This is a genomic window from Pseudomonas sp. RIT288 (assembly GCF_000631985.1).
Taxonomy (GTDB): Bacteria; Pseudomonadota; Gammaproteobacteria; order Pseudomonadales; family Pseudomonadaceae; genus Aquipseudomonas.
Map to the genome: position 1 here is coordinate 610,017 of NZ_JFYN01000001.1, position 24,880 is coordinate 634,896.

Here is a 24,880-nt window from a genome sequence, read left to right on the forward strand (position 1 = left end):
CGTCAGCCGAGCCAGTCGAGGGTCAGCAGCAGACGACGTTCACCCGGCGCCGGTTGCGGGGAGCGATGAATCAGGCCAGAGCCTTCATTGCCATGCCACTTCTCACCTTTCAATAGCGCCACATCACCACGCTTGAGTTGCTGGATTTGGCTCATGCCGTGTGGCTCGGCGTTGGCCTGGCCCAATTGCTCGCGATCCATCACGCCCTCCTTGAGCCATTGGCTGCCAATCCCGGCATAGGTGGTGATCAATCGCACCGGCACATGATCGGCATGGAAACGTGGACACATGGCTTTATCCAACACCCGCAGGCGCAAACCGATGCGGCGAGCGCCCAGCAGACAGGCGAAGGCACTCACCAGCCATTGCAGGTCAGCGATGAAGCCTTCGTAGCCTTGCAGATCACGGAACCCGGCGGCCAGTCCTTTCAGATCAGGATCGGCGTCTTCATTCGGCAATTCGATGCACAGCGCTTCCGCCAAAGGCTCGTTGAGCGACAGCAGCAACTCTGCGAAATCGGCGATGTGCAGCGGCAGTTGGCGCTGCCAGACCGCGAGATTGACGTCGTCTTCGAGGATACGCGCCAGCGTTTTCGGCGTCGCCCCCTGATGCTGATGGCGCGTCCGGTTTTGCTGCAATTTGAGTGCGAGCATCAGGCAGCCTCGTCGTGCCAAGGCCCGAACGGGTCCGGCAGCCTGCGCCAACCGTCTACGCCATCGGCCATTTCTTCGTCAGTCAGCAGGCAGCCATCGAGCTCCGACTTGAGCTGTACGAAGTCGATGTTCTGGCCGATGAACACCAGCTCCTGACGACAATCTCCCACACTCGGTGTCCAGTTTTCCATGATTGCTGCAGTACTTTCCTGATCCTGCGGCCATTGGTTTTTCGGTACGAAACGCCACCAGCGACCGGCGAAACCATGGCGCATCAAACCACCAGCCTGCGACCAACTGCCTGCGTCGCAGGGTTTGCTGGCGAGCCAGAAGAAGCCTTTGGAGCGCAGCAGTTTGCCGTTCGGCCATGGACGATCAATGAAGTCGAAAAAGCGCTGCGGATGGAACGGGCGGCGTGCGCGGTAGGCCGTCGAGGCGATGCCGTATTCCGTGGTTTCCGGCACGTGCTCACCGCGCAACTCCTGCAACCAACCCGGGGCCTGAGCAGCTTTCTCGAAATCGAAATGCCCGGTGTTGAGGATTTTCTCCAGGGGCACCTCGCCCATCACCATCGGGATGATTTCCGCCTGGGCGTTGAGGCGCTTGAGGATTGCCATCAGCTCTTCGCGCTCCTGGCGGCTGATGAGGTCGATCTTGCTGATCAGCAGTACGTCGGCGAACTCGATTTGTTCGATCAGCAGATCGGTGATTGAGCGTTCATCTTCATCGCCCAGGGTCTCGCCGCGGGACGCGAGGCTCTCGGCAGCCTGATAGTCGAGGAGGAAATTCACACCGTCGACTACCGTGACCATGGTGTCGAGCCGCGCGACGTCGGCCAGGCTCTGACCGTGTTCATCGCGGAAGGTAAACGTCTCGGCGACCGGCAGCGGCTCGGAAATCCCGGTGGATTCGATGAGCAGGTAATCGAATCTTCCTTCGCGGGCGAGTTTGCTGACTTCTTCGAGCAGGTCCTCGCGTAACGTACAGCAGATGCAACCGTTGCTCATCTCCACCAGTTTTTCTTCCGCACGGTTAAGGCTGACATCGCGCTGGACTTCGCTGCCATCAATGTTGATCTCGCTCATATCGTTAACGATGACCGCAACGCGCAGGCCTTCTCGATTACGTAGTACGTAATTCAAAAGTGTACTTTTCCCGGCGCCGAGAAACCCCGAAAGAACGGTCACTGGAAGTGGAGATGACATTGGATAATCCTCATCAGATGGTGGCCGATGTGCGTTTTGATGGTTAGGCGTAGCGCACCGCGTTCCAGGGCTTAAAAACAGCGATATGGCAGAAGCGGACGCTTGCAATCGACGCGCTCAGGCTCAACTTCAACCTTATGTTATAGTATAACAATAAACATAAGCCAGCCCCGCTCTTGCCCGAACCGATAAAGAGCAGGAAGCTGCACGCAATCTGCCCATCGGAAACCGAGATGAAAACTCTCCTGAAATGCTCGCTGCTGAGTCTTGCGTTGCTGTCGGGCGCCAATGCCTGGGCGCAAATTCCCGCGCTCGCCAACTGCACACGCAGCGCCAATCTGCTGGCCTGCATCGACGCGCAGGGCAATGCCTACAGCGTGAACACGGTGGGCAGCACGATTTACCTGCGAGGCTTTGAAAAGGACGGCAATCGCTACTGGGCGCAGACCAACAGTCGCTTCGGCCAACTGACGTTCTTCACAGGGATCGCCTCTGACGGAGAAGCCTGGGTGGGCTACACCCGTCGCGTCGGCTGGACGACAATCAATCAATTTTCCAGTTCTGGTGGCAGTAGCGCGAAGTTCACCTGCAGCCGGATCACTGGCTGCTAAACCTGCGCTTTCTGGTGCTCCTGCTGCCAGGCGATATAGCTGTCGACCGGTGGATTCTTCTGAAAGTAACGCTGCAGCCCTTCGAACAAACCATCCGCCACAGCTTGCTGATGTCGAGTCGTGACCAGTCGCTGGCTGTCGCGGGCGTTGGAAATGAAGCCGGTTTCCACCAGAATCGACGGCACGTCCGGCGACTTCAGCACGGCAAACCCTGCCTGTTCCACGCGTTTCTGATGCAGCGTGGTAATGCCCGCCAGACTGCCGAGAACGGTGCTGCCGAGTTGCAAACTGGCGGCGATGGTAGCGTTCATCGACATGTCGAGGATCACACCGGCGAGCATCGGATCCTTGTCCTTGAGATTGAGCAGACTGGTCGCACCCAGCAGATCCGCGCCGTTCTCCCGCTGTGCCATGAAGCGTGCAGTCGCTGACGTCGCACCACCTTCGGAAAGGCAATATACCGACGCTCCCGACGCCGTCAGACGCGGTGCCGCATCAGCGTGCACCGAGATAAACATGTCGGCCTTGTGCTGACGCGCGATGTCCACACGCTTGCGAAGCGGCACGAAGAAGTCGTCATTGCGCACCAGTTTGACGTCGAAGCCTTTCTCCTTTTTCAGGCGTTTGGCGAGCAATTGCGCGATGGAGAGCACCACATCCTTTTCCCGCTCACCCTTGGCGCCGACTGCACCTGGGTCTTTCCCGCCGTGCCCGGGATCAACGACAACGATGATGTCGCGCTTGGGGTGAGCCTGATTCGAAGTTGTTTCACGTGGAACCATTACCGGACTCGATGCCTGTTTGGCGCTCACCAGATCAAGCACCAAGCGGTGTCCTTGGCCATCTTGAGGCGCCAAAAGGAAGCTGTTCAATAGCACCGGATGGTTCAGATCGAGAACGATCCGTGTATCACCCTGACCAAAGTGCCCTGATCGAATGGAACGAATCGCAGTGTCGGCAAGCGTCAATTGACTGAAATCGCCACTCAAACTCGCCCCGGAAAGGTCGATGATCAAACGTTCTGGAGCGCTCAGGGAGAAGGTTTTGTAGCGCACCGGACCGCTAAGGTCGAACACTAATCGCACCTTGTCATCCGAACGCCAGAGGCGCGCATTGCGAATTTGCGTGGCCGAAACGGTGAAGGGAAAAGCCAAAGCCGTACTGGCCAGAAGTAGGTTGAGCAGATGACGTCGGTGCATATGAAAACCCGTTCATGAAAAAGGCATCGTGATTTGAATTGTTATAATGTAACATTCAATTCAATTAACACGATGGTCCCGAACATGAATTCGCTGACACTTCCGGATATTGCGACTCAGGCCGCTCGCCAGGCATTACCGCTTGATTGGGTGGGAATGTGCGGCATTGCTCTGCCTGTTTTATTGCAAGGCCAACGTCTGAGCGCAAAAGCAGATGCCGGCGTGAGTCTCGATGATGGCGAGGCGCGCGGCATTCATATGTCGCGGCTATATCTCGCACTGGCGGCACTTGAGCGGCAGGACCTCTCTCCCTCCTTATTACGCCAGGTTCTCGAGGATTTTCTGGCCAGCCACGATGGTTTATCCAACAGCGCCTACCTGAAAATCCACTGCGAAGTGCTGCTGAAAAGGCCTGCGTTAGTCAGCCCTCTGGCCGGTTGGAAGAGCTACCCAGTGAGCATTTCAGCGAGTCTGAAAAACGAAGTGTTCCACGTGGAACTGAAAGTTGATCTTCCCTACTCCTCAACTTGCCCCTGCTCAGCAGCGTTGGCGCGGCAGTTGATTCAGCAACAATTCATCGATGATTTCGCCAACAAGCCACTGCAACATGCCGAAGTTTTGACCTGGCTTGGATCAAGCCAAGGCATTGTCGCCACCCCGCACAGCCAACGCAGCACCGCGCATCTGCATATACACCTCGACGAGTTCATCGACGAGCTTCCCCTGAGTGTGATCATCAGTGACGCCGAAGCGGCGCTCGGCACCGCCGTGCAAACCGCCGTGAAACGTGCCGACGAACAAGCCTTCGCGTTGGCCAATGGACAGAACCTGATGTTCTGCGAAGACGCCGCGCGACGACTCAATCTGGCCCTGCGTCGCTCCCCCGGGGTCAGTGGCTTCCATCTGCGAGTGATCCACGCCGAAAGCCTGCACGCCCACGACGCTGTCGCTGAAAGCCACTGGCACCGAGAACTCGCATGATCCGATGCCAAACCCTGAGTTGGGGCGCACCCGGCCAACCACTGACTTTGCCACTGACCCTCTCGCTGGAGCACGGCAGCCTCAGCGCCATCATCGGCGCCAACGGCTGCGGCAAGAGCAGCTTGCTGAAAGTCATCGCCGGATTGCAGAAGCCGTTATCGGGAAAAGTCGCACTGGGTGTTCCACGCCAGGGCGGCCTGGCGTTCCTGCCGCAACAGCAACACCTTGACCGGCAGTTCCCCATCAGCCTCGAAGAACTGGTGGCCGCGGGTTTCTGGGGGCGTCGATTGTCGACACAACTGCGCGCACAACGACTCGCCAACGCCCTGGAAAATTGGCACCTTGGCGGTCTGGAACAGCGTCCGCTGATGGCCCTCTCCGGTGGCGAGCTGCAACGCGCCCTGCTCGCCCGCTTGAGTCTGACCGACGCCCCGTTGCTGCTGCTCGACGAGCCCCACGCCGCGCTCGATGAACTGGGCCAGCAATTGCTCTGGCAACACATCCACGCCTGGCACTCCGAAGGACGGACACTGCTGATGGTCTGCCATGACCTCGCCGCCGTCCGTCAACACATCCCGCAGACACTGCTGATCAAAAACCGCGAATGCGTGTTCGGACCCAGTACTGAACTGATCCAGCAAACACCCAACATGCAGGTAGCCTGATGCTCACCGTCGCCCAGCTCTGGCAACCGTTCAGTGAGTTCATGTTCATGCGCCGAGCGCTGGTCGGCGGACTGTTATTGGCCTGTAGCACAGCGCCGCTCGGCGTATTCCTGATCCTGCGGCGCATGAGCCTGATCGGTGACGCCGTCGCCCACGGCATCCTTCCCGGCGCGGCATTGGGCTTCTGGTTCGCCGGTCTGAGCCTGCCCGCATTGACCCTCGGTGGTCTGGGTGCCGGCCTGGGTATGGCCGGACTGGCCGCCTGGATTACCCGTCGCACCGGCCTGCGCGAAGACGCCAGCCTCGCTGCGATCTACCCGATCTCGCTCGCCAGTGGCGTGCTGATTCTTGGCATCGCCGGCAAACGCCTCGACTTGCTGCACCTGTTGTTCGGCTCGGCACTGGCGGTCGACGGCCCTACGCTCCACGGCATGTTATGGGTCTCGGCCTTTAGCCTGATTGCCATGGCGCTCATCTACAAACCGCTGCTGCTCGATACCCTCGACCCATTATTCCTGCAAACCGTCAGCCGCCTCGGCCCTCTCGCCCACGGCGTGTTCCTGACCTTGGTGGTGCTCAATCTGGTGATCGGTTTCCAGGCCATCGGCGCCTTGATGGTGGTCGGCCTGATGATGCTGCCCGCCGCCGCATCACGGTTCTGGAGTCGTCGCCTGCCGAGCCTGATTGCCATCTCGGCGCTTATCGGCTGCCTCTCGGTGTGGTGTGGATTGTTGATCTCGTTCTATTACTCGCTGCCCAGCGGCCCGGCGATCGTGCTGGTCGCGGGTATCGGTTATCTGCTGTCCGTGGTGTTCGGACCGGTGCACGGCTTGCTGCGCCGCCCGCCTTTGCTCACATCCCAATGAGGTGTTTCCCGATGCGCGCTCTACTTGTGTTGTTCAGCCTGCTGCTGTCGATGTCGTTGTCGGCGGCGGAAAAATTGCCGGTGGTCACCAGCTTCAGCATCCTCGCCGACATGGTTCACCAGGTGGGTGGCGAGCATATCCAGATCACCAACATGGTCGGCCCGGACGCCGACGCGCACACCTATGAACCGACACCGGACGATGCCAAAGCGCTGCTCAAAGCCAAACTGATCATCAAGAACGGCCTGGGTTTCGAGCCTTGGCTCGATCGCCTGGTGACCAGCACCGAGACCAAAGCCCCTGTCATCAGTGCCAGTCATGGCGTGATTCCACGCTCGCTGGAGGAGGACGGCGAGACCATCCCCGACCCACACGCCTGGCACAATCTCGCCAATACCGAGCTGTACATCGCCAACATCACCAAGGCGCTGATCGCCGCTGATCCGGCGAACAAGGCCGACTACCAACGCAACAGCCAGACCTACCTGAAACAGATCTATGCCCTGCTCGCCGAAGCCAAGGCCAAGCTAGGCTCGCTGCCACCGGGCAATCGCAAGATCGTCACCAGCCACGACGCCTTCGGTTATCTCGGCCAGGCCTACGGCATCGACTTCATGGCGCCGCAAGGTCTGTCCACCGAGCGTGAACCTTCGGCTGCCGAAGTCGCCGCGCTGATCACGCAGATCCGTCAGGCCAAGGTCAAAGCGGTGTTCATGGAAAACATCAAGGACGCGCGCCTGCTCAAGCAGATCGCCGAGGAAAGCGGCGCGCACATCGGCGGCACGTTGTACTCCGATGCCCTCGCCGCCAGTGGCCCGGCCAGCACCTTTACCGGACTGTTCGAATACAACCTCAACACCCTTTACGACGCGCTGAGCCAACCATGATCCGCAAAAATCCTTCCGGCGATCTGCCGCACATTGCCGAGTCGGCCTACGTCGATAAAACCGCGATCATCTGCGGCAAGGTGGTCATCGGCGAGAACGTCTTCGTCGGCCCCTACGCGGTGATCCGCGCCGATGAAGTAGATGCTTCAGGAACGATGGAGCCAATCACCATCGGCGCCAATTCGAACATCCAGGACGGCGTGGTGATTCATTCCAAATCCGGCGCTGCCGTGACCATCGGCGAATTCACCTCGATCGCTCACCGCTCGATCGTGCACGGCCCGTGCGTGGTCGGCGACCGGGTGTTCATCGGCTTCAACAGCGTGCTGTTCAATTGCGTGGTCGGTGACGGCTGTGTGGTGCGGCACAACTCGGTGGTCGATGGCCGCGATTTGCCGGACGCGTTCTACGTGCCCTCCACCACCCGTATCGGCCCCAACACCGACCTCTCGCAATTCCCGCCGGTGAGTGTCAGCGCCTCGGAGTTTTCCGAAGACGTGGCGCGCACCAACGTCGATCTGGTGCGCGGCTACAAAGCCTTGCAGAACGAGTTCTGAATCATGAGCAGCGTGCTGATTCGCAATGCCAGACTGGTCAATGAAGGACGCGAGTTCGACGGCGATCTGTTGGTCAGCCATGGCCGCATCGTCAAGATCGCGCGCAGCATCGACGGTGAAAATGCCCGTGTGGAAATCGACGCCAATGGCCGATGGCTGTTGCCGGGGATGATTGATGATCAGGTGCATTTTCGCGAACCGGGAGCGCCGGCCAAGGGCAGTATTCACACCGAGTCGCGCGCAGCGGTGGCGGGCGGCATTACCAGTTTCATGGACATGCCCAACACCCAGCCGGCCACCCTCACCCTCGAAGCGCTGGCGGATAAGAAATGCCGGGCGGCGATTAACTCCGTGGCCAACTATGGCTTCCACTTCGGTGTCAGTCAGGACAACCTCGACACCGTCGCCGCACTCAACCCTTGCGAAGTGGCCGGGGTCAAAGTGTTCATGGGTGCGTCCACCGGCAACATGCTGGTGGATGACCCGAAGACTCTCGAGCGTCTGTTCGCCGAAGTGCCGACGATTCTGCTGGCCCATTGCGAACACACGCCGAGCATCGAGGCCAATGCAACACGTCTGCGTGAACGCCTCGGCGAACACCTGCCGGCGAATATTCATGCACTGATTCGCGATGCCGAGGCTTGCTACCGATCCTCTTCGCTGGCGGTGGAACTGGCCAGACGTCACGGCACCCGCCTGCACGTTTTACACCTGACCACCGCTCGCGAACTCGAGTTGTTCGAGGACAAGCCGCTCGCCCAGAAACACATCACGGCTGAAGTCTGCCTGCATCACCTGCTGTTCGATGACCGCGACTATCCAGCCCTCGGCAACCTGATCAAGTGCAATCCGGCGGTCAAGACCCGAGCCGATCGCGATGCCTTGCGCGCAGCGCTGCTGAGCAATCGACTGGATGTGATCGGCAGCGATCACGCACCGCATACCTGGGCGGAAAAACAGCGCCCGTATGCCGAAGCGCCGTCCGGTTTACCGCTGGTGCAACACGCCCTGCCGGCACTGTTGGAGCTGGTGGCCGATGGCGTGCTGCCGATCACCACGTTGGTGGCGAAGACCAGCCATCGGGTGGCGGACCTGTTTGCGATTCCGGATCGGGGTTATTTGCGCGAGGGGTATTGGGCCGATCTGGTGCTGGTTGAGCCAGCGGCTCTGGAAGTGTCGCGGCAGCCGATTCTGTCGCAGTGCGGGTGGACACCTTTTGCTGACAAGACTTTCCGCTATCGGGTGAATACCACATTGGTGTCGGGGCAGATTGCCTGGCGGGAGCAGCGCATCAACGAAGGATGTCAGGGCCTGCCGCTGCGGTTTATGCGCTGAATGATCAGGTGTCTGACAGGGCGTCTTCGCGAGCAGGCTCGCTCCCACGGGAATCGCGCCAGCCCTGTGGGAGCGAGCTTGCTCGCGAAGCTTTTAAGCTCTTGGCTTCACAGTGCCGCAATCCTGACCCAACCACACCGCACGGGTTTCCAGACTGCCCTTCTGGTTGATCCCGATGGCGTTGAACGTGCCGTTGGCCACGGTGGTGAACTCACGATCACTGAGGAACGTCGCGACACCCGTGCCTTGCGCTTTCGGGCAGCTGAAGCGGAATTTCCACTGGTTGCCGGTGCGTTCGGTGATCTGCTGTTTGCAGCCAGATTGCGGATCGGCCAGCGGAATATCGTTGGTCGCCACTTGCTGCGGCGTCAGGCAGGCACGGATGCCCTTGCCGCCGATGTTGATCCCGTTCTTTTCCAGCGCCGCCCGCTGTTGCGGAGTCATCTGGCCTTGCAACTGGCCAAGGATCGATTGCACATCCATGGGCTGGTCATCGACCTTGACGTTGCTTGAGGTCATTTCCCACAGCCCCGGCTGCAGCATTTGCGCCTGCGCAACCACCGGCATTGCCAAACCCAGGCCCAGCGCCAAACTCAGCAGACGAACGTTCATCGAAAAACTCCTGATCAGTAGTGGCCGTTAGACGTCGGCCGGTTGCTTCGGTTCATGCACCAATTAAATAGCGACATTCGCCACGGAACATGGTCTGTTACGCATTGAGTCTTCAGGAGCAAGGCTGCCCCATGGATTATTTTGGACCGCACATTTTCGGTTATCTGATCGCCCTGATACATAGCCTCGGCTTGATCGCCGCCATCCACGCGGTGCTGACCGTACGCACCGCCCAAGGCTCGATCGCCTGGGCATTGTCGCTGATTTTCATTCCCTACCTGACCCTCATCCCTTATCTGGTTTTCGGTCGTAGCACCTTCGACGGCTATATCAAGGCACGTCGCCAGGCCAACGAACAGATGCGTCAGGCAATCTCCGAGTTGAACTGGCGTCCGTGGGTCGAAGAAGCCCTAACCGCCCGCGCCTCGAAGGCCTACGCCTCGCTGCGCGCCATGCCCAAACTGGGGCGTATGCCGTGCCTGGCGAACAATGAAGTGCAATTGCTGGTGAATGGCCACGCGACCTTCGAAGCGATTTTCCAGGCCATCGATCAAGCGCGCGAAGCTGTACTGGTCCAGTTTTTCATCATCCATGATGACCGCCTAGGGCAGCGACTGCGCGACCTGTTGCTGAAGAAGGCCGCCGAAGGCGTGGCGATTCATCTGCTCTACGACCGCATCGGCAGCCACGCCCTGCCCCACAGTTTTGTGCAGGCGCTGCGCGATGGCGGGGTCGAGGTCAAAGCTTTCGCCACACGCAGCGGCTGGCTCAATCGCTTCCAGGTGAATTTCCGCAACCACCGCAAAATCGTCGTGGTCGATGGCGTACTCGGCTTCGTCGGCGGGCACAACGTCGGCGATGAATACATGGGCGAGAAGCCGCCGCTGGCGCCCTGGCGCGATACCCACGTGCAGGTGCGCGGGCCGGTGGTGGCCTGCATGCAGGAATCGTTTGCCGAGGATTGGTTCTGGGCTGCACGGACATTGCCGCCGCTGATCCTGCCGGACGTTTACCCGGAGGACGGCGTGCTCTGCCAGTTGCTGGCAAGCGGCCCGGCTGATGCCTACGAAACCTGTTCATTGTTCTTCGTCGAAGCGATCCACGCAGCAACCGAGCGGGTGTGGATCACCAGCCCATACTTCATTCCGGATGAAGCCGTGTTCGCCGCGTTGCGTCTGGCGGTGCTGCGCGGCGTCGACGTGCGCCTGCTGCTGCCATCGCGTCCGGACCACCGCATCGTCTACGCCGCGTCCAGCCTGTATGCATTCGAAGCGGTGCGCGCTGGCGTGCGGGTGTTCCGCTACGAACCGGGGTTCCTGCATCAGAAAGTGGTGTTGATCGACAGCGAAATCAGCGCCATCGGCAGCGCCAATCTGGACAACCGTTCGTTCCGGCTGAATTTCGAAGTGATGCTACTGACGGTCGACAGCGAGTTCGCCGCGCACGTGGAACGTATGCTCAACGATGATTTCGAGCAGGCTTATGAAGTCGCCAAAGAAGAAAGCCGGGAAATCCACCGCCTGCAACAGCTCGGCATGCGGATCGCCCGGCTTATTTCACCGATTCTTTGACTGACCGCTCGCTCTCGAATGAGCGAACGGTCAGGCCTCAGGGGTGATAAATGTCGTCGCGGGTCCACGGCAGTTCATGGCTGCCATCCGGATGCGCCTTCACTGCCAGAATCTGATGCAGATTGATCCAGCCACGGGCGAACGCATAGGCACACCCGGCCAGATACAGGCGCCAGATGCGCAGCGCCTGATCCGGCACCAGTTTCCCGGCCGCTTCGAGGTTGTCCTCAAGACGCTCGCTCCAGTGATCCAGCGTGCGCGCGTAATGCAGGCGCAGGCTTTCGACGTCGACGATCTCCAGCCCGGCTTCACTGATCTCGGCGGAGATCATCGCCAGATGCGGCAGCTCGCCGTTGGGGAACACGTATTTCTCGATGAAGTCGCCGGCACCGCGTCCTACCGGACGGCCGTCGGTGTGTTTGGCGGTGATGCCGTGGTTCATCACCAGACCGCCCTCCTTCACCGCGCCGAACAGGACCTTGCAGTATTCGGCGAGGTTGGCGTGGCCGACGTGTTCGAACATGCCGACGCTGACCACCTTGTCGAAACGGCCGTCCTGCGGCAGGTCGCGGTAGTCGAGCAATTGCAGTTCAACCTGATCTTCCAGAGCCTCGGCCTTGACCCGCTCACGGGCCAGTTCCAGCTGTTCCTTGCTCAGGGTGATGCCGAACACTTTGGCGCCGAATTCACGCGCCGCGTAACGCGCCAGACCACCCCAGCCACAACCGACATCCAGCAGATAATCACCGGGCTGCAAACGTAGTTTGCGACACAGATGCCGGAACTTGGCTTGCTGCGCCTGTTCGAGGGTTTCGCTGCCAGTTTCGAAATACGCGCAGGAATACGCCATGTCGCTGTCCAGCCACAGCTGGTAGAACGCATTGGACAGGTCGTAGTGATAGGAAATGGCTTTGGCGTCGGTTTCCTTGTCGTGCACCGAACGCACCGGCTGGGAGTCTTCATCCTCATCGAGCAAGGCGCTGCTCAATTCGTCGCAGACCCGGATGACCTCGCTGATCGAGCCCTCCAGCTCCAGCCTGCCTTCGACAAACGCCGCCCCCAGCGCGTCGAGACTTGGATGCGTGAACTGAGTGACCATCGTCGGATCCTTGACCACAATGGTGACGCTGGGCGTCGGCCCCAGATTGAACTCATGGCCATCCCAGAGTCGCAAGCGAAGCGGAAGCTGCAGATTCTGTAAGGCCGGTGGAAGTTGCGCGAGCATGGAAAATCCCCCCTTGTTTCAGACGTCAGATCTGAGGGTAGACCATCCTTGAAAAATAGCAGGCTATCGATTTAATTAGCCAAGACTATCGTTCCAGACGCTCCTACATGCCGTCATGCACCCACTGTTGCAGCCCAGATAACGGCAATGAAGTGTGCGCCCTCTCCATAGATGACTGCCTATTCGGCGCACAGTTCGCTGAAACTCCACTTCAGCGATCATCCTTGAGCTTGAGCAATGGCTCCTGAAACCGCAGCAGCCGTCCGGCATTGCCCAATACCAGCAACGTACTGAGGTTGTGCAGCAGCGCGGCAATCATCGCCCCGGCCGCACCGAGCCAGCCGAATGCCGCAAACACCACGATTGCCAGGGTCCAGCCCAGACCGATGATCACGTTGACCTGCAAGGTTCGACGGCACTGACGACTGAGCCGCACACAGGTGCCGAGGCGCCGCAGATCGCTGCCGATCAGCACGATGTCCGCCGAGGCCAGCGCAATGTCGGCACCGCCGGCGCCCATCGCCACACCGACCACCCCGGCCTTGAGCGCCAGCGAATCATTGATGCCGTCACCTACAACCATCGGCCGGAAACCGTTGTCGATTTCCTCGAGCACGCGGTTGAGTTTGTCCTCGGGCAGCGCCTGCGCTTCCAGCTCTTGCAGGCCGACCTCACGGGCCAGCGTCTGCGCAACACTCTGGCGGTCGCCGGTCAGCAGCAACTGGCGACCCAGGCCGAGGCCGCGCAATTCAGCGAGGGCAAAGCGTGCTTCCGGTTTGACGCTATCGGCCAGCAGCAACCAGGCGACAAATTCGCCGTTCAGTGCCAATCCGGCAATCGGACCGTCGTGCTCGGGAACGGCGGTGGTGACAATGCCCAGTTGCGCGAACAGTTCGGGACGCCCCAGCGCCGCCTCACCCTGCCCGGTCATCGCGACGACCCCGAGACCCTGACGCTCGTGAATATCTGTCAGCGGCAGGCTCTGCTCTTGACTCACCAGCCCCGCCAACGCCCGGCTGACAGGATGACTGCTGGCCGCACCGAGACTGGCGGCCAGCGCCATCACTGAGGCCTGATCCAGACGCGGGCTGCTGATCGATTGCAAACGCAAGGTGCCGTAAGTCAGCGTGCCGGTCTTGTCGACCACCAGTGAAGTGAGATCTGCCAACTCCTCAAGAAACGCCGAACTGCGAATCAGAATGCCGTGGCGCGCCGCCACCGCCACTCCGGCAATTGCCGTGGCCGGTGCCGACAGCACCAAAGCGCAAGGACAGGCTGCGACCAACACCGCGAGCATAGCCTGCGCATCATTGGTGACGAACCAGGTCACCGCCGCCAACAGCAACACCAGCACCATGTAGCTGCCGGCGTAACGTTCAAGCAGACGAGTGATCGGAGGTTTCGAACGCTCGGCGTTCTGCATCAGCGCGATGACTTTGCCCAGCGTCGATTGATCGCCGGTGCGGGTGACCTCAATGCGCAACAAGCCGTCGAGGTTGATCGCGCCACCAAACACTGTCATGCCCACCGCCGTTTCCACCGGCACCGACTCGCCGGTGATCGACGCCGTGTCGAGGCTGGCTTGGCCGAACAGCACCCGGCCATCCGCCGGTACCCGATCGCCTGCGCGCACCTCTACAGTGTCGCCGGGTTTCAGCGTGCCGTTATCGACTTCGATGATCGAGCCATCTGCCTGAATCTTGCGTGCATGGCTGCGGGTCAATTGGCCGAGGGCGTGAATCGCTTCCTGCGAGCCGATCACGCTGCGCTCTTCCAGCACGTGGCCGAAGATCATGATGATCGGCAGCAACGCGGCGGTCAGCAGATCGCCGGTCGCCCAGGCACCGAGCATCGCCAGGGCAATCAGTTGGTCGGTAATGCCGTGCAGGCTCGGATAACGCAGGCTGTACCACGCCGAACGCATCACCGGCACCGCCACTAACAAGGAAGCGACACCCAATAGCAACTGACTGACCCCGGTTTGCTCCGGCACCAGCCAACGCCAGATCAGGCCGAGGCCGAGCAGGCCAAGGGCGAGCATCGCCAGGGTCAATTGCCGTGCGGCGCGGCGCTGTTCGGCCGAGGACAACAGGCTCGGTGCAGCAGTGGTCGCAGTCATTTACTGGCTCCCTGAATGATCAGGCGGGAATCGTCTTTCGGATCGACCGTGGTCACCGAACCTGCCTGCCCGAGAATCTTTGGCATGCGCTCGCGGTACAGACGCAGGAGCAACTGCGGGTCGGTACCCTGTTGTTGCGCCTTGGCCAGGCTCATCACCGTGGCGGTGTCGGCAGAGGCTTTCGCCAACCGCTCCCCGGCCTGAGCATGGGCCACTTGCAGGGTGCGGTCAGCTTGCTCATTCGCGGTCTGGGTGAGTTTTTCCGCCTCGGTGCGTGCATTGGCGACGGCTTTGTCGGCCTGCTGACTGGCAGTCAACACCGCATTAAAGGCACTGACCGCCGGATCTGGCAGACTCGACTGAACGTCGACCCGCGCCACCTCGATGCCGATGCCCTGCCCGCTCGCCTTCAACTCAGCCAAGCGCTTGTTGATGCCTTGCACCAGATCACCGCGCAGACGCTCGCGCCGTTCGGCCGCCTGATTATCGGCACCGATCAACTCGGGCCGCGCGACCAGAATCGTGTCCAGATCCCGTGCGGCGGTCAGGGCCACGGCGCTGCGGGTGACCAGCCGATCCAGTGCCGGCAGCACATGATCACCCTGCAGCACGAAGTCATAGGGATCGGTGACTTTGTAAAACACCCGCACATCCAGTTGCACCACGCCGGCGTCGCCGGTCAGCAAATAGCCGGAACCGGCCAGCGCATCACTCAAAGGAGTGGCGAAGGTCGCAACGCGATCAGCCTTGATCGCCTCAGCGCTACGCAGCAGGTTTTCCACTCGGCGCTCAATCACCCGATCAGCTGCCGGCAGTAAAACCACCTGCTCGAACGGCTGCGGCCAAGCCAGTAACAGGCCGGCATTCTGGATGCGCTGCAGTGCACCAAAGTGCAAAACCACGGCGCGATTTTGCGGATCGATCTGCCGCACATTGGAAAACGCCCAAGCCAACGCAGCCAATACCGTCACCGCATATAAGGCGAAAAACGCCAGGCGTCCGGCCTGAATCCACGGACTGCTCAACGAATGTGTTCCACGTGGAACTTCATCACTCATGGCTGCGATCCGGATTTGTTTTCAATATTCGGCGGGCCGTCCACCAGCACACGGAATGGCGCGGCGTCGGTACGCAGGATCAGCTTGGTGTCCGGCGTCACGATGGTGCCGAGGGTATCGAGCGAGCGCAGCAAGTTGTACAACTGCGGCGAACCGGCGTAGGCACGGCCATAGATTTGCGCGGCTTCGACCCGCGACTGTGCTTCGATTTCTGCGGCCTTCACCGTGGCATCGGCCTGCACAATTCGCGCATCGCGCTCGGCGGCAGAACGAATTTGCGCGGCTTCTCGCTTGCCGATGGCGGTGCGTTCGGTGGCAATTGTTTCACGCTCGGCGCGCATCCGATCGACCGTGGCCGTGAGCGTCACCGAAGGCAAGGTCAGGCGTTCGATGCCGACTTGCACCACGCGCACGCCGTAGGTGGCCAGCAACTGCTGGTCGATCTGCTGACGCAGTTGCGCTTCGAAATCGGCGATACGCACTTTGCTGGCCTCGGTATTCACCAGATCCGCCAGGTCGAAACTGCTGGCGGTGGTTTCCAGCGCCGAGCCGACAAAGGTGCGAATCTGCCGCGCCGCTTCGTCCGGCTGGTTCTGCACCGCGCGCATGAAACGCTGCACATTGTCCGGGTCGCCCTGCACCCGCCACGCCACGTAGGCCTGAACGATGATGCGCAAACCATCGCGGGTGCCGACATCCTGCAAACCACTGGAGGTGGTACGCAGACGCAGATCCACCGGGATCGCCGCTTCGAACGGCGCCGGCCAGCGCCAGCTCAAACCCGGCTCAAGCAACACCCGCGACGGATTGCCAAAACGGGTAATGACTGTGGCCTCGCCCGAGCGCACTTGCACCAGGCTCGCCGCCGCAATGGCAAACGCCACCAGCAACAGCGCCCAGCCCATGCGCCGCCACGGGAACGGCCCCGCCTCTTCCGGCGCTCCGTGATGATGGTGATGATGCCCATGATGATGGTGATGCCCGGCGTGGCCGTGATCGTGGCCACCGTGGTCATGCGAATCGTGAATGTGCGACTGGCTCAAGGGGCAACTCCTGGTTGAGCGGTGGTGCGCGCAGGCGTCGGATCAGCCGGCAGCGTGAACGTACGCAGATCGATGGTCGGCGCATTGCTGCTGCCGCCTAAACGGTGGTCGAGTACCAACAGTTTGGCCTTGCTCAAGCCGAGGCTGAGCTGACTCAGGTATTGCTCGAGCACGAACGCTTGCCCGGCGCTGGCATAGGCTTTTTGTTCAGCCTTGAATTTCAGATCCGCCGTCTGCGCGGTGGCGTTGATTTCACGGGCGCTGGCACTCGCCTGATCGCGGGCGAGACTGGCCTGCAACTGCGCCTGATTACTGGCGTCTGCCGCCGCACCGCGCTCGCGGGAGATCAACGCTTGCGCGCCGATCTGCGCCGCTTGCACGCCGTGATAAGCATTGGCCGCACCGGCGGGTGGATGAATCGCTTCGACCACGGTGGCGAGAATCTCCACACCGCTGTTGAGTTGCTGTAGATCGCCTTGCACTGCGCGGCCGATCTCTTCGCCCAGCCCTACCCGATCGGCACCGAGCAAACCGTCGAGGGTGCGCGAGGCAAAATCGTGCACCAGAATCCGGCTCGCGGTGCTGCGGATCAGCGTCGGCACATCAGCGTTGTTGTAAGTGGCGGCCAAGGCATCCTGATCACGCAGACCAATGCGATAAACGAAGCGCACGTCCATGTTGACGATCTGAAAGCTCTGCTGATCGCCACGGCTGCTGGCGATCACCTGGGATTTGTCATTGACGTGGCTGGCATCCCACAAGCGGTTGGCGGCCATCGGCGCCGGGCCTTCGGCAGGCTCGGCCTGGGTTGGCGCGGGAGCATCGCCGACGCTGGTTGCCAACTCGTGCACCACGCCATTCTCGACACTCAATACACGGCCCAATGGCCACGGCAGACCGGCGTGCAATCCGGGTCCAAACACTTGCACCGGTTTGCCGAAGCGCTCGTAGATACCGCGCCCTTGCAGCGGGATTTCGTGGACTGCGGTCAGCAGCCAACCGACCGCAGCAACCAGCGCCAAAACTGGCAGAAAGGCCCGGCGCATGTAGCTGAACGCCCAGATCTGGCGCAGGTCGATGCCGAAACGGTTGTGCAATTCGTGCTGCAAGGCGAGCAACGGCTGCGGTGGCCAGCGCAGCATATCGGCAACAAAACTGCGCGCCAGCAGGGTCGGTTCGAGCTGCTCGCGTCGAGGGCTGAACACCGACAGAACTGCGCGCAATAGCAACTCGATCGCGACCAATCCCGGCAAGATTCCGATCAATACTGCAAGCCGTACTGGCCATACAGACGCCTCGCTGGCGAAAAGCAGGCACAACGCCCCCAGTACCAGACTGATGATCGCCACTCTCGCCAGTTGCGCGAGGGATCCGGCTTCCGGCCATTGCGCCGGGTTTTCCTGAGCCAGTTGCCGCTCCAGCACCAGCAAGCCGAAACCCAGCAGCAACATCAGCGCGGCGCCCACCGTGGCCGACAACCCGACTGCAGCGGCCGGCAACGTCAGGTTCCACACCTGCCCGATGCTGAGCACCACCAGCACTGACCAGCCGCCCAGCCACAACGTGGCTGCGCCAATCTGACCGAGCAAGTGCAGACCGCGCTGACTCAAACGCTCCAGCAACCGTTCGTACCAGCCATCAGGTACGGTTTGCTCGACCTCGTTCAGCGGTTCCTGCCCCAGCGGATGAATGACCCGTGCACGCCATTGCGTCACCCACCACGCCGACTGCAGGCCGGCGACCAGCACCAGTAACGCCGCGCCCAGATTTACCAGCAATGCCGGCCATATCGATTGCGCGGCAAACAGCTCGACAAACAGCGCCAGCACCCACCCTGCCCCGGCCAGTCCACCGAGGCCGATGGCCAGACGACGCAAGCGCCGCCCCTGTGTGGCCGCCTGTTGAAAGCGCGGTAACCCGGTCACTTGCGTGCCATCGACATCCAGATCGACTTGCATATCACCCCAAAGCCACTGATTCACCGGTTTAATCGTTACGATATAACGAAAAGCGTGAAATATTCGTACACAAATACGCTTATCTAAAGATGCGCAACCTGTCGCTTGCCTGAAGCCTTGACCGAAATGTCCGGAAACGCACATATTACGCTCGTAATTTTATCGACCGACTACTTTTAGCGATCCGTATCCCCAACGAGGAGCAACAGCATGAGCAACTACGACGTGGTCATTCTGGGCGGAGGCCCCGGTGGTTATAACGCGGCGATCCGCGCCGGCCAGTTGGGCCTGAGGGCGGCATGCGTGGAAGGTCGCGCCACCCTCGGCGGCACCTGCCTGAACGTCGGCTGCATGCCGTCAAAGGCCTTGCTACACGCCTCGGAGCTGTACGACGCGGCCATGGGTGCGGAATTCGCCAACCTCGGTATCGAGGTCAAACCCACGCTCAACCTCGCGCAAATGATGAAACAGAAAGACGAAAGCGTGAGCGGCCTGACCAAAGGCATCGAGTTTCTGTTTCGCAAGAACAAGGTCGACTGGATCAAGGGCTGGGGCCACATCGACGGCCCGGGCAAAGTCACGGTGACCGACGAGCAGGGCAACAAGACCGAGCTGAGCGCCAAGGACATCATCATCGCCACCGGCTCCGAACCCACGCCCCTGCCCGGTGTCGAGATCGACAATCAACGCATCCTCGACTCCACCGGGGCGCTGTCGCTGAGTGAAGTGCCCAAGCATCTGGTAGTGATCGGCGCCGGGGTGATCGGCCTGGAACTGGGTTCGGTCTGGCGGCGCCTCGGCGCCCAAGTGACCGTTGTCGAATACCTCGACCGCATCTGCCCGGGTGTTGATGGCGAGGCCGGCAAAACTCTGCAGCGTTCGCTGAGCAAGCAAGGCATCAGCTTCAAATTGAGTTCGAAGGTCACCAGCGCCACCACCTCGGCCAACGGTGTGCAACTCAGCGTCGAACCCGCCGCCGGTGGCAACGCAGAATTGCTCGAAGCCGACTACGTGCTGGTCGCGATCGGCCGGCGCCCGTACACCAAAGGCCTGGGCCTGGAGAACGTCGGCCTGAGCACCGACAAGCGCGGCATGCTCGCCAACCGCCAGCACCGCACCGAGGCGCCGGGCGTGTGGGTGATCGGCGACGTGACGTCCGGGCCGATGCTCGCGCACAAGGCCGAGGACGAAGCGATGGCCTGCGTGGAACAGATCGTCGGCAAGGCCGGCGAGGTCAACTACGAGCTGATCCCCAATGTCATCTACACCCGTCCGGAACTGGCCAGTGTGGGCAAGACCGAAGAGCAACTGAAGGCCGAAGGGCGCGCCTATAAAGTCGGCAAGTTTCCGTTCACCGCCAACAGCCGGGCGAAGATCAACCATGAGACCGAAGGCTTCGCCAAGGTTCTCGCCGACGAGCGCACGGACGAAATCCTCGGCGTGCACCTGGTCGGCCCGAGCGTCAGCGAAATGATTGGTGAATACTGCGTGGCCATGGAGTTCAGCGCCTCGGCCGAAGACATTGCGCTGACCTGCCATCCGCACCCGACCCGCTCCGAGGCGCTGCGTCAGGCGGCAATGAATGTCGAGGGGATGGCAACACAGATGTAACCGTCGACCGGCAACCTCTTCGCGAGCAGGCTCGCTCCCACATTCGATCGCATTCCAATGTGGGAGCGAGCCTGCTCGCGAAAGGAGCGACCCGCTCTACAGCGGAAGATGCCCCAACGGCAACGCCCCCGGCGTCTTCACCGTGTGAATCGCAAAGTTGCTGCGAATGTCACTCACCCCCGGCAGCTTCAGCAGACAGCCGCTGAGAAACCGGTCATACGCGCGCAGGTCCGGCACCACCACCTGCAACAGAAAGTCCGACTCCCCCGACACCAGAAACGCCGAGATCACTTCCGGCAGCGCCGTGACCGCCGCGTAAAACGCTTCGGCCTGCTCATCGTTGTGGCGCTCGACCTTGACCCCGACAAACACCGTCAGCCCCAGCCCCACTTCATCGCGATCGAGGTTGGCCTGATAGCCACGAATCACCCCGGCCTCCTCCAGCATCCGCACCCGGCGCAGGCACGGTGACGCCGACAGGCCGATCTCGTCCGCCAGCTCAACGTTGCTCAGCCGGCCGTTGCGCTGCAGCGCGGCGAGAATCTTGCGATCAAAAGCGTCGAGTTTCATTGTTGGCAGATCCTGCTGGTCAAGGCGTAAAAAGAAAGCAGGTTATGCCAATCCTGACGCGTTTTGAAGCTCACTTCGCAAGCACCTGCCCCGCCCTTGCACCATAGACTTTGCTCACCGAATCGACAACGAAAGGGGCGGCAACATGGCGAATATGTGGATGTTTTTTCTGGCATTGGCGGTGGTCTTCCTGTTGCCCGGCCCGGACATGATTCTGTTGCTGCAAACCGGTGCCCGCCAGGGTCGTGGCGCGGCACTGGCGACCGCCGTTGGCCTGGCGATCGCCCGGGGCTGTCATGTGGCATTGGCGGCGCTGGGTCTGGCCGCGTTGTTCAAGGCGGCGCCGTGGACATTTGATCTGGTGCGCCTGGCCGGAGCCGCTTACCTGTTGTGGATCGGCATTCAATGCCTGCGCAGCAGCATGCTGCCGAACCTGAATACGGCTGCCGTGACTGACACCCAAGGACAATGGCGCGAGGCGATTCGCCGTGGCCTGCTGACCAATCTGCTCAACCCCAAAGCCTTGCTGTTCTGCTCGGTGCTGTTGCCGCAATTCATCGTCAATGACGGCGCAGCGGTGCTGACCCAATTTGCCACCCTCGGCGTGTTACTGGTAGGCGTCGGGCTGCTGTTCGACAGCGCCTACGCCCTGACCGGTGCTGCGCTGGGCCGTTGGCTGCAACACAGTCCAACCGCCCAACGCGTCCAGCAATGGCTGTTCGGCAGCCTGCTGATCGGCTTCGCCGTGCGCCTGACCTTTATTCAGCAGGCCTAACGTTTGCGGGACTTGCGTTGGCGCCGGCTGATCAGCGCCAATGCAACGCCGACCGCCAGCACGATCGCGCCGATCTGTACCGGCCATTTGTAGGGCCGCAGGGCCGTGCGCGCAGCATCGGTCACCTGGGTGACGTAACGCTTGTCGGCGTTCTCAAAATCCGGGTATGGGCATTGGTGACCGAAGTCACCGGCCCAAACCACATAAGGACCCTCATTGACGTGTCGTCGATACAACGCGCTCTGCTCTTCCAGGCTGCTGTTGAAACCCGCGGCGTTACACAACACCGCAGCAAACGCCTGGCTGGTGTGCGGCAAGTTATCGGCGGCCCGGCTGGCCAGCGCGGTGGCGACAAAACGGTAGTGATAACGCTCGTCCGGCTGCGCTTCACTGGCCTTCTGGCGCTGCACTTCAGCCTCGGCCACCAGCGGCCCGACTTTCAGCTCGGTGCTTTCCAGGCTGTAGTTGCCGCCAAATGTGGCGTAGTCCGGCGCCATCTCATAGCCGAGAATATCCATGCCCCATTCACGCGCGGTCCACGCCGCGTTGTACAAAGCGCTGGCGCGTTTGCTCGGCCACCACGCAGCGTCAGCCTTCATCCGTTGCTCGCCGTACAGCCGGGCCTTGTGCTGCAGATCCGGATTGTCGAAATAGCCGACCGCTTCCTCGTAATGCCCTTCACGCAGCAAGCGCCGGCCCAGCAGATTGCGCAGGCTGGCGGCGACCGGCAGCGGCACGTAGTTGTCGCGCTGCTGCTGGGTCAACGCCGGCGGCGCCGGCACGTTGTCATCGACATACCGCTTGAGTTCATCGACCGTCAGTACGCGCTCGGCCACCGTCGCCGCGTCGAACCAGTAGAGGCTGTTGCTGCGATACAACTGCACGAACGCTTGCAGGTATTCACCGCGTTGCAGCGCCAGAATAGCGCTTTCGCCCTCGACCCGGCATTTTGGCTGAACGGTTTCAAAGTCCCAGTCCGGAGTGCGTCGGTAACCCCAATCCTCGCTCTGCGGGAACGCCTGCGCGGCTTTGGCATAGGCGGCAGCTGCGGCATTTTTATCGCCGTCACGCACCGCCAGCTTGGCCCGCAGCCACCACGCCAGTCCGCCGTCACCGGCGTTTTCGAGGAAGGCCTTGGCGCTGGCGTAATCACCCTGTTGATAGTTCATCGCTGCCAGCCGATCGGCGTTTTCCAGGCTGCCACGGGTGCTGTCCTGCAGCAGCTTGATGAGCTTCTTCTCGTTCGACGGTTGCTCGTCGAACGACCAGCCCATGCGGCTGATCAACGAAGCGGTGACCAGTTGCTGCACGGCCTTGCGCTCCAGCAGCTTGGCCAGTTGCGGTTCGGGCAGTTCGGCCAGCTCATTCATCAGTTGTTTCAGCGAGGTGTACCCCACGGCCGAGCCGTGCAGGTTCTGCGCTTCGTACAGTTCGATGGCGCCGTTCCAGTCACCAGCGTTGCGCAGCACCCGCGCCTCTTCACCGAGACTGGCCACCCCCAGCTCCAGCGGATCACTGAAGCCATCGATGCTCATTTGTCGGGCCTGACGGAAGGCCGCGCGTGCCTCCTCCAGCACCTCGATGACATCGCCCGCCTCGGCACTCATGGCAAACCAGGCACGCCCCAGGGAATACGCCGCCCAGGTGCTGCGCAGCGGACGCTGATCGGCCGGCAGCGCCAGCACTTTGTTGAAGTATTCGATCGCCAGCGGATGATCGCCAGTGGCAAACGCCACCGCGCCGGCCACGTACAAACGGATTTCCGCCGGCAGGCTGGCGCCCTGCACTTCGACCTGACGCGCATCGGTCAGGCCACGCAGTTGCTTGACCAGCGTCTGTTGCTCGGCGCTCAGACCGACCTGCTCGGCTTTTTCGCGCACCGCAGCAGGCTCGCTTGCGTCGCCGTACATATCGTCGGGATTGTGCGTCGCCGCCGTGACATTCTTCAGCCCGGCAATGGTCTTGCCGAGGCGGCTGATCTCGAAGTTGAAGTTGCCCTCAGGCAGCTCGGCCAGCGTCTGCCCGCGATTGTCGAGCAGGCGCATCGGGAAGTCCGGGCCGCAGGCCAACGCCGAACCCAGCGGCAGGCTGAGGCTCAGGCAGAGCAGATGGCGGGGCCAGTTACGGGTCAACATGCGAACCTCCTTGATCAATAAATGCACAGCGCGCCCAACCAATGGCGCGTTGTCCACCCGCCGGCAGACGACCGTCGCGCAGGCGGGTGAAGGTAAGCAGATCCGCGCTCTGTTGCAACGAGTAACCGGCGAGCGCATCGGCGCCCTCGCAAGCGCTGGCCTTGACGCGCAACTGCGCAGGCCAGGCCGCGTCGAGATTGCCTGAGTTGGCAAGGTGGATATCGTAGAGGCCGTCGTGCTCACTGAAGCTCAGGCCGAGCCGGCTGCTCAACGCATCGCCGCGAGCCACGGCGCGCAACGTGGTCAGGCTCCAGGCCCGACGATCGTTGGGTAGCGGCAGACGAAACCAGATCAACCCGGCCAGATGTTCCGGGCGATCCTCGCGCAGGTCTTTGGCCAGTCCGCTCAGTTGCTGCGGATCGGCGAGCAGTTCCCGGCGTTGCCCGTCGCGCTCGATCGGCACTTCACTTTCCACCACCGGGGCGCCATCGGCATCCGGCAGCAGCGCCACGCCATAGGCGGGCAGTGCCAGATAGAAGGGTTTGCTGCTGATTTTGCCCCAGTCGCTGGCCCAGCGCCGCGCCTGCTCGGGGTCGAACAGCCCGCGTCGCGGATCACTGACGGCATGTACCTGCAGCACGCTGCTGTCGACTGCGGCCAACAACGCCGGCAACTGTGAACTGCCGAGCCACGCCGGCAGCGCGGTGATGCTCAGCGGCAACGATGCGGGTAACGCGGAACGCAGATGTGTCAGGAACTCGATGTATTCCGGCAGACGCGCATTACCCGCATCATGGTCGATCTCTACGCCGCTCAGCGTCAGCCCTTGCGCCTGCCAGTCGGCGACAACCCGAAGAATCTGCGCCGTGACCTGCGACTGATCCAGACTTTTGAGCTGACCGTCGAGGCGAATCACCGCGATCAGAGGGCGGCCATCGTGCTGGAGCAACGGCGCATCGATACGCGCCCGATGCCAGCCGTCATTGGGGAATGCCTGCAAGGCCAGCACGCGCAGTGTCGAGAAGCTTTCGCGGCTATCGCGCAGGGCAGCGTCATGGGCCGGGGTCCATTGGCGTTGCCAGATATAAAGTTGTTGATCGAGGGCGGGGGCGTCATGCCGCTCGCAAGCAGCGAGCAGCAGCGCCGCGATCAAAATCGAAAAGCCGAACCGCATGAAATGCCTATTCCCTGCCGATACAAAAATGCAGGGTACACAAATCCCTGTAGGAGTGAGCCTGCTCGCG

The 24,880-nt window shown here is 61.4% G+C and carries 22 protein-coding genes; 10 read left to right on the forward strand and 12 right to left on the reverse strand.

Annotated features, from left to right (window positions below):
• Positions 1-2 precede the first annotated feature (2 nt).
• Together BW33_RS02740 and zigA are read right to left on the reverse strand one after the other, a co-directional pair.
• On the reverse strand, positions 3-653 hold the full coding sequence (locus BW33_RS02740) for a DUF1826 domain-containing protein (protein ID WP_047596920.1): 651 nt from the start codon (positions 651-653) through the stop codon (positions 3-5).
• Positions 653-1,858, reverse strand: coding sequence for a zinc metallochaperone GTPase ZigA (gene zigA, locus BW33_RS02745; RefSeq protein WP_047596921.1), 1,206 nt, complete (start codon positions 1,856-1,858; stop codon positions 653-655). Before zigA ends, BW33_RS02740 begins: the two co-directional genes overlap by 1 nt.
• Positions 1,859-2,091: 233 nt before the next feature.
• On the opposite strand from zigA, the gene BW33_RS02750 reads away from it, so the two are divergent.
• On the forward strand, positions 2,092-2,469 hold the full coding sequence (locus tag BW33_RS02750) for a hypothetical protein (RefSeq protein WP_047596922.1): 378 nt from the start codon (positions 2,092-2,094) through the stop codon (positions 2,467-2,469).
• Here the strand turns inward: BW33_RS02750 and BW33_RS02755 are convergent.
• A complete protein-coding gene (locus BW33_RS02755; RefSeq protein WP_047596924.1) occupies positions 2,466-3,668 on the reverse strand; it encodes an N-acetylmuramoyl-L-alanine amidase in 1,203 nt (400 codons plus the stop codon). The two genes, BW33_RS02750 and BW33_RS02755, sit on opposite strands and share 4 nt — an antisense overlap.
• A gap of 84 nt (positions 3,669-3,752) precedes the next feature.
• Between BW33_RS02755 and folE2 the strand changes: the two genes are divergently transcribed.
• From folE2 to BW33_RS02785, 6 genes are read left to right on the forward strand one after another with little or no spacing between them, the layout of a single operon-like run.
• Positions 3,753-4,649 (forward strand): GTP cyclohydrolase FolE2, encoded by an 897-nt coding sequence (gene folE2, locus BW33_RS02760; protein ID WP_047596925.1) that lies wholly within the window; start codon positions 3,753-3,755, stop codon positions 4,647-4,649.
• A complete protein-coding gene (locus tag BW33_RS02765; RefSeq protein WP_047596927.1) occupies positions 4,646-5,314 on the forward strand; it encodes a metal ABC transporter ATP-binding protein in 669 nt (222 codons plus the stop codon). The genes folE2 and BW33_RS02765 overlap by 4 nt, the downstream gene beginning before the upstream one ends.
• Positions 5,314-6,180 (forward strand): metal ABC transporter permease, encoded by an 867-nt coding sequence (locus BW33_RS02770; protein WP_047596928.1) that lies wholly within the window; start codon positions 5,314-5,316, stop codon positions 6,178-6,180. Before BW33_RS02765 ends, BW33_RS02770 begins: the two co-directional genes overlap by 1 nt.
• A gap of 11 nt (positions 6,181-6,191) precedes the next feature.
• Positions 6,192-7,067, forward strand: coding sequence for a metal ABC transporter substrate-binding protein (locus tag BW33_RS02775; protein ID WP_047596930.1), 876 nt, complete (start codon positions 6,192-6,194; stop codon positions 7,065-7,067).
• Positions 7,064-7,624 carry a gamma carbonic anhydrase family protein gene (locus BW33_RS02780; RefSeq protein ID WP_047596931.1) on the forward strand — a complete coding sequence of 187 codons (561 nt, stop codon included), beginning with the start codon at positions 7,064-7,066 and terminating at the stop codon, positions 7,622-7,624. The genes BW33_RS02775 and BW33_RS02780 overlap by 4 nt, the downstream gene beginning before the upstream one ends.
• 3 nt (positions 7,625-7,627) lie before the next feature.
• On the forward strand, positions 7,628-8,959 hold the full coding sequence (locus BW33_RS02785; RefSeq protein ID WP_047596932.1) for a dihydroorotase: 1,332 nt from the start codon (positions 7,628-7,630) through the stop codon (positions 8,957-8,959).
• A 93-nt stretch (positions 8,960-9,052) separates the two neighbouring features.
• Here the strand turns inward: BW33_RS02785 and BW33_RS02790 are convergent, their stop codons facing one another.
• Positions 9,053-9,571, reverse strand: coding sequence for a DUF3617 domain-containing protein (locus BW33_RS02790; RefSeq protein ID WP_047596934.1), 519 nt, complete (start codon positions 9,569-9,571; stop codon positions 9,053-9,055).
• 131 nt (positions 9,572-9,702) lie between these two features.
• On the opposite strand from BW33_RS02790, the gene cls reads away from it, so the two are divergent.
• The gene (gene cls / locus BW33_RS02795; protein WP_047596935.1) at positions 9,703-11,142 is read left to right on the forward strand and encodes a cardiolipin synthase; all 1,440 of its coding nucleotides are present in this window, start codon (positions 9,703-9,705) and stop codon (positions 11,140-11,142) included.
• 37 nt (positions 11,143-11,179) lie between these two features.
• Here the strand turns inward: cls and cfaB are convergent, their stop codons facing one another.
• The 5 genes from cfaB to hflK (BW33_RS02820) form a co-directional block, all read right to left on the reverse strand.
• Positions 11,180-12,367, reverse strand: coding sequence for a C17 cyclopropane fatty acid synthase CfaB (cfaB, locus tag BW33_RS02800; protein ID WP_047596937.1), 1,188 nt, complete (start codon positions 12,365-12,367; stop codon positions 11,180-11,182).
• 211 nt (positions 12,368-12,578) lie between these two features.
• On the reverse strand, positions 12,579-14,486 hold the full coding sequence (locus BW33_RS02805) for a heavy metal translocating P-type ATPase (protein ID WP_047596938.1): 1,908 nt from the start codon (positions 14,484-14,486) through the stop codon (positions 12,579-12,581).
• The gene (gene hflK / locus BW33_RS02810) at positions 14,483-15,544 is read right to left on the reverse strand and encodes a protease modulator HflK (RefSeq protein WP_047596939.1); all 1,062 of its coding nucleotides are present in this window, start codon (positions 15,542-15,544) and stop codon (positions 14,483-14,485) included. Before hflK (BW33_RS02810) ends, BW33_RS02805 begins: the two co-directional genes overlap by 4 nt.
• Positions 15,541-16,587, reverse strand: coding sequence for a protease modulator HflC (gene hflC / locus BW33_RS02815; protein WP_047596941.1), 1,047 nt, complete (start codon positions 16,585-16,587; stop codon positions 15,541-15,543). The genes hflK (BW33_RS02810) and hflC overlap by 4 nt, the downstream gene beginning before the upstream one ends.
• Positions 16,584-18,545, reverse strand: coding sequence for a protease modulator HflK (gene hflK / locus BW33_RS02820; protein WP_047596943.1), 1,962 nt, complete (start codon positions 18,543-18,545; stop codon positions 16,584-16,586). The genes hflC and hflK (BW33_RS02820) overlap by 4 nt, the downstream gene beginning before the upstream one ends.
• A 210-nt stretch (positions 18,546-18,755) precedes the next feature.
• Here hflK (BW33_RS02820) and lpdA point away from each other — a divergent pair, with 210 nt between their 5' ends.
• Entirely contained in the window at positions 18,756-20,156 is a 1,401-nt protein-coding gene (gene lpdA, locus BW33_RS02825; protein WP_047596944.1) for a dihydrolipoyl dehydrogenase, read from the forward strand.
• Positions 20,157-20,252: 96 nt separating this feature from the next.
• On the opposite strand, the gene BW33_RS02830 is transcribed toward lpdA, so the two are convergent.
• Positions 20,253-20,726 carry an Lrp/AsnC family transcriptional regulator gene (locus BW33_RS02830; protein WP_007960832.1) on the reverse strand — a complete coding sequence of 158 codons (474 nt, stop codon included), beginning with the start codon at positions 20,724-20,726 and terminating at the stop codon, positions 20,253-20,255.
• A gap of 145 nt (positions 20,727-20,871) precedes the next feature.
• Here BW33_RS02830 and BW33_RS02835 point away from each other — a divergent pair, with 145 nt between their 5' ends.
• The gene (locus BW33_RS02835) at positions 20,872-21,501 is read left to right on the forward strand and encodes a LysE family translocator (RefSeq protein ID WP_047596945.1); all 630 of its coding nucleotides are present in this window, start codon (positions 20,872-20,874) and stop codon (positions 21,499-21,501) included.
• Here the strand turns inward: BW33_RS02835 and BW33_RS02840 are convergent.
• A complete protein-coding gene (locus tag BW33_RS02840) occupies positions 21,498-23,636 on the reverse strand; it encodes a hypothetical protein (protein WP_047596946.1) in 2,139 nt (712 codons plus the stop codon). The two genes, BW33_RS02835 and BW33_RS02840, sit on opposite strands and share 4 nt — an antisense overlap.
• Positions 23,623-24,810: a DUF3142 domain-containing protein gene (locus BW33_RS02845; RefSeq protein WP_047596947.1), complete on the reverse strand. Its 1,188-nt coding sequence runs from the start codon at positions 24,808-24,810 to the stop codon at positions 23,623-23,625. Before BW33_RS02845 ends, BW33_RS02840 begins: the two co-directional genes overlap by 14 nt.
• Positions 24,811-24,880: the final 70 nt, after the last annotated feature.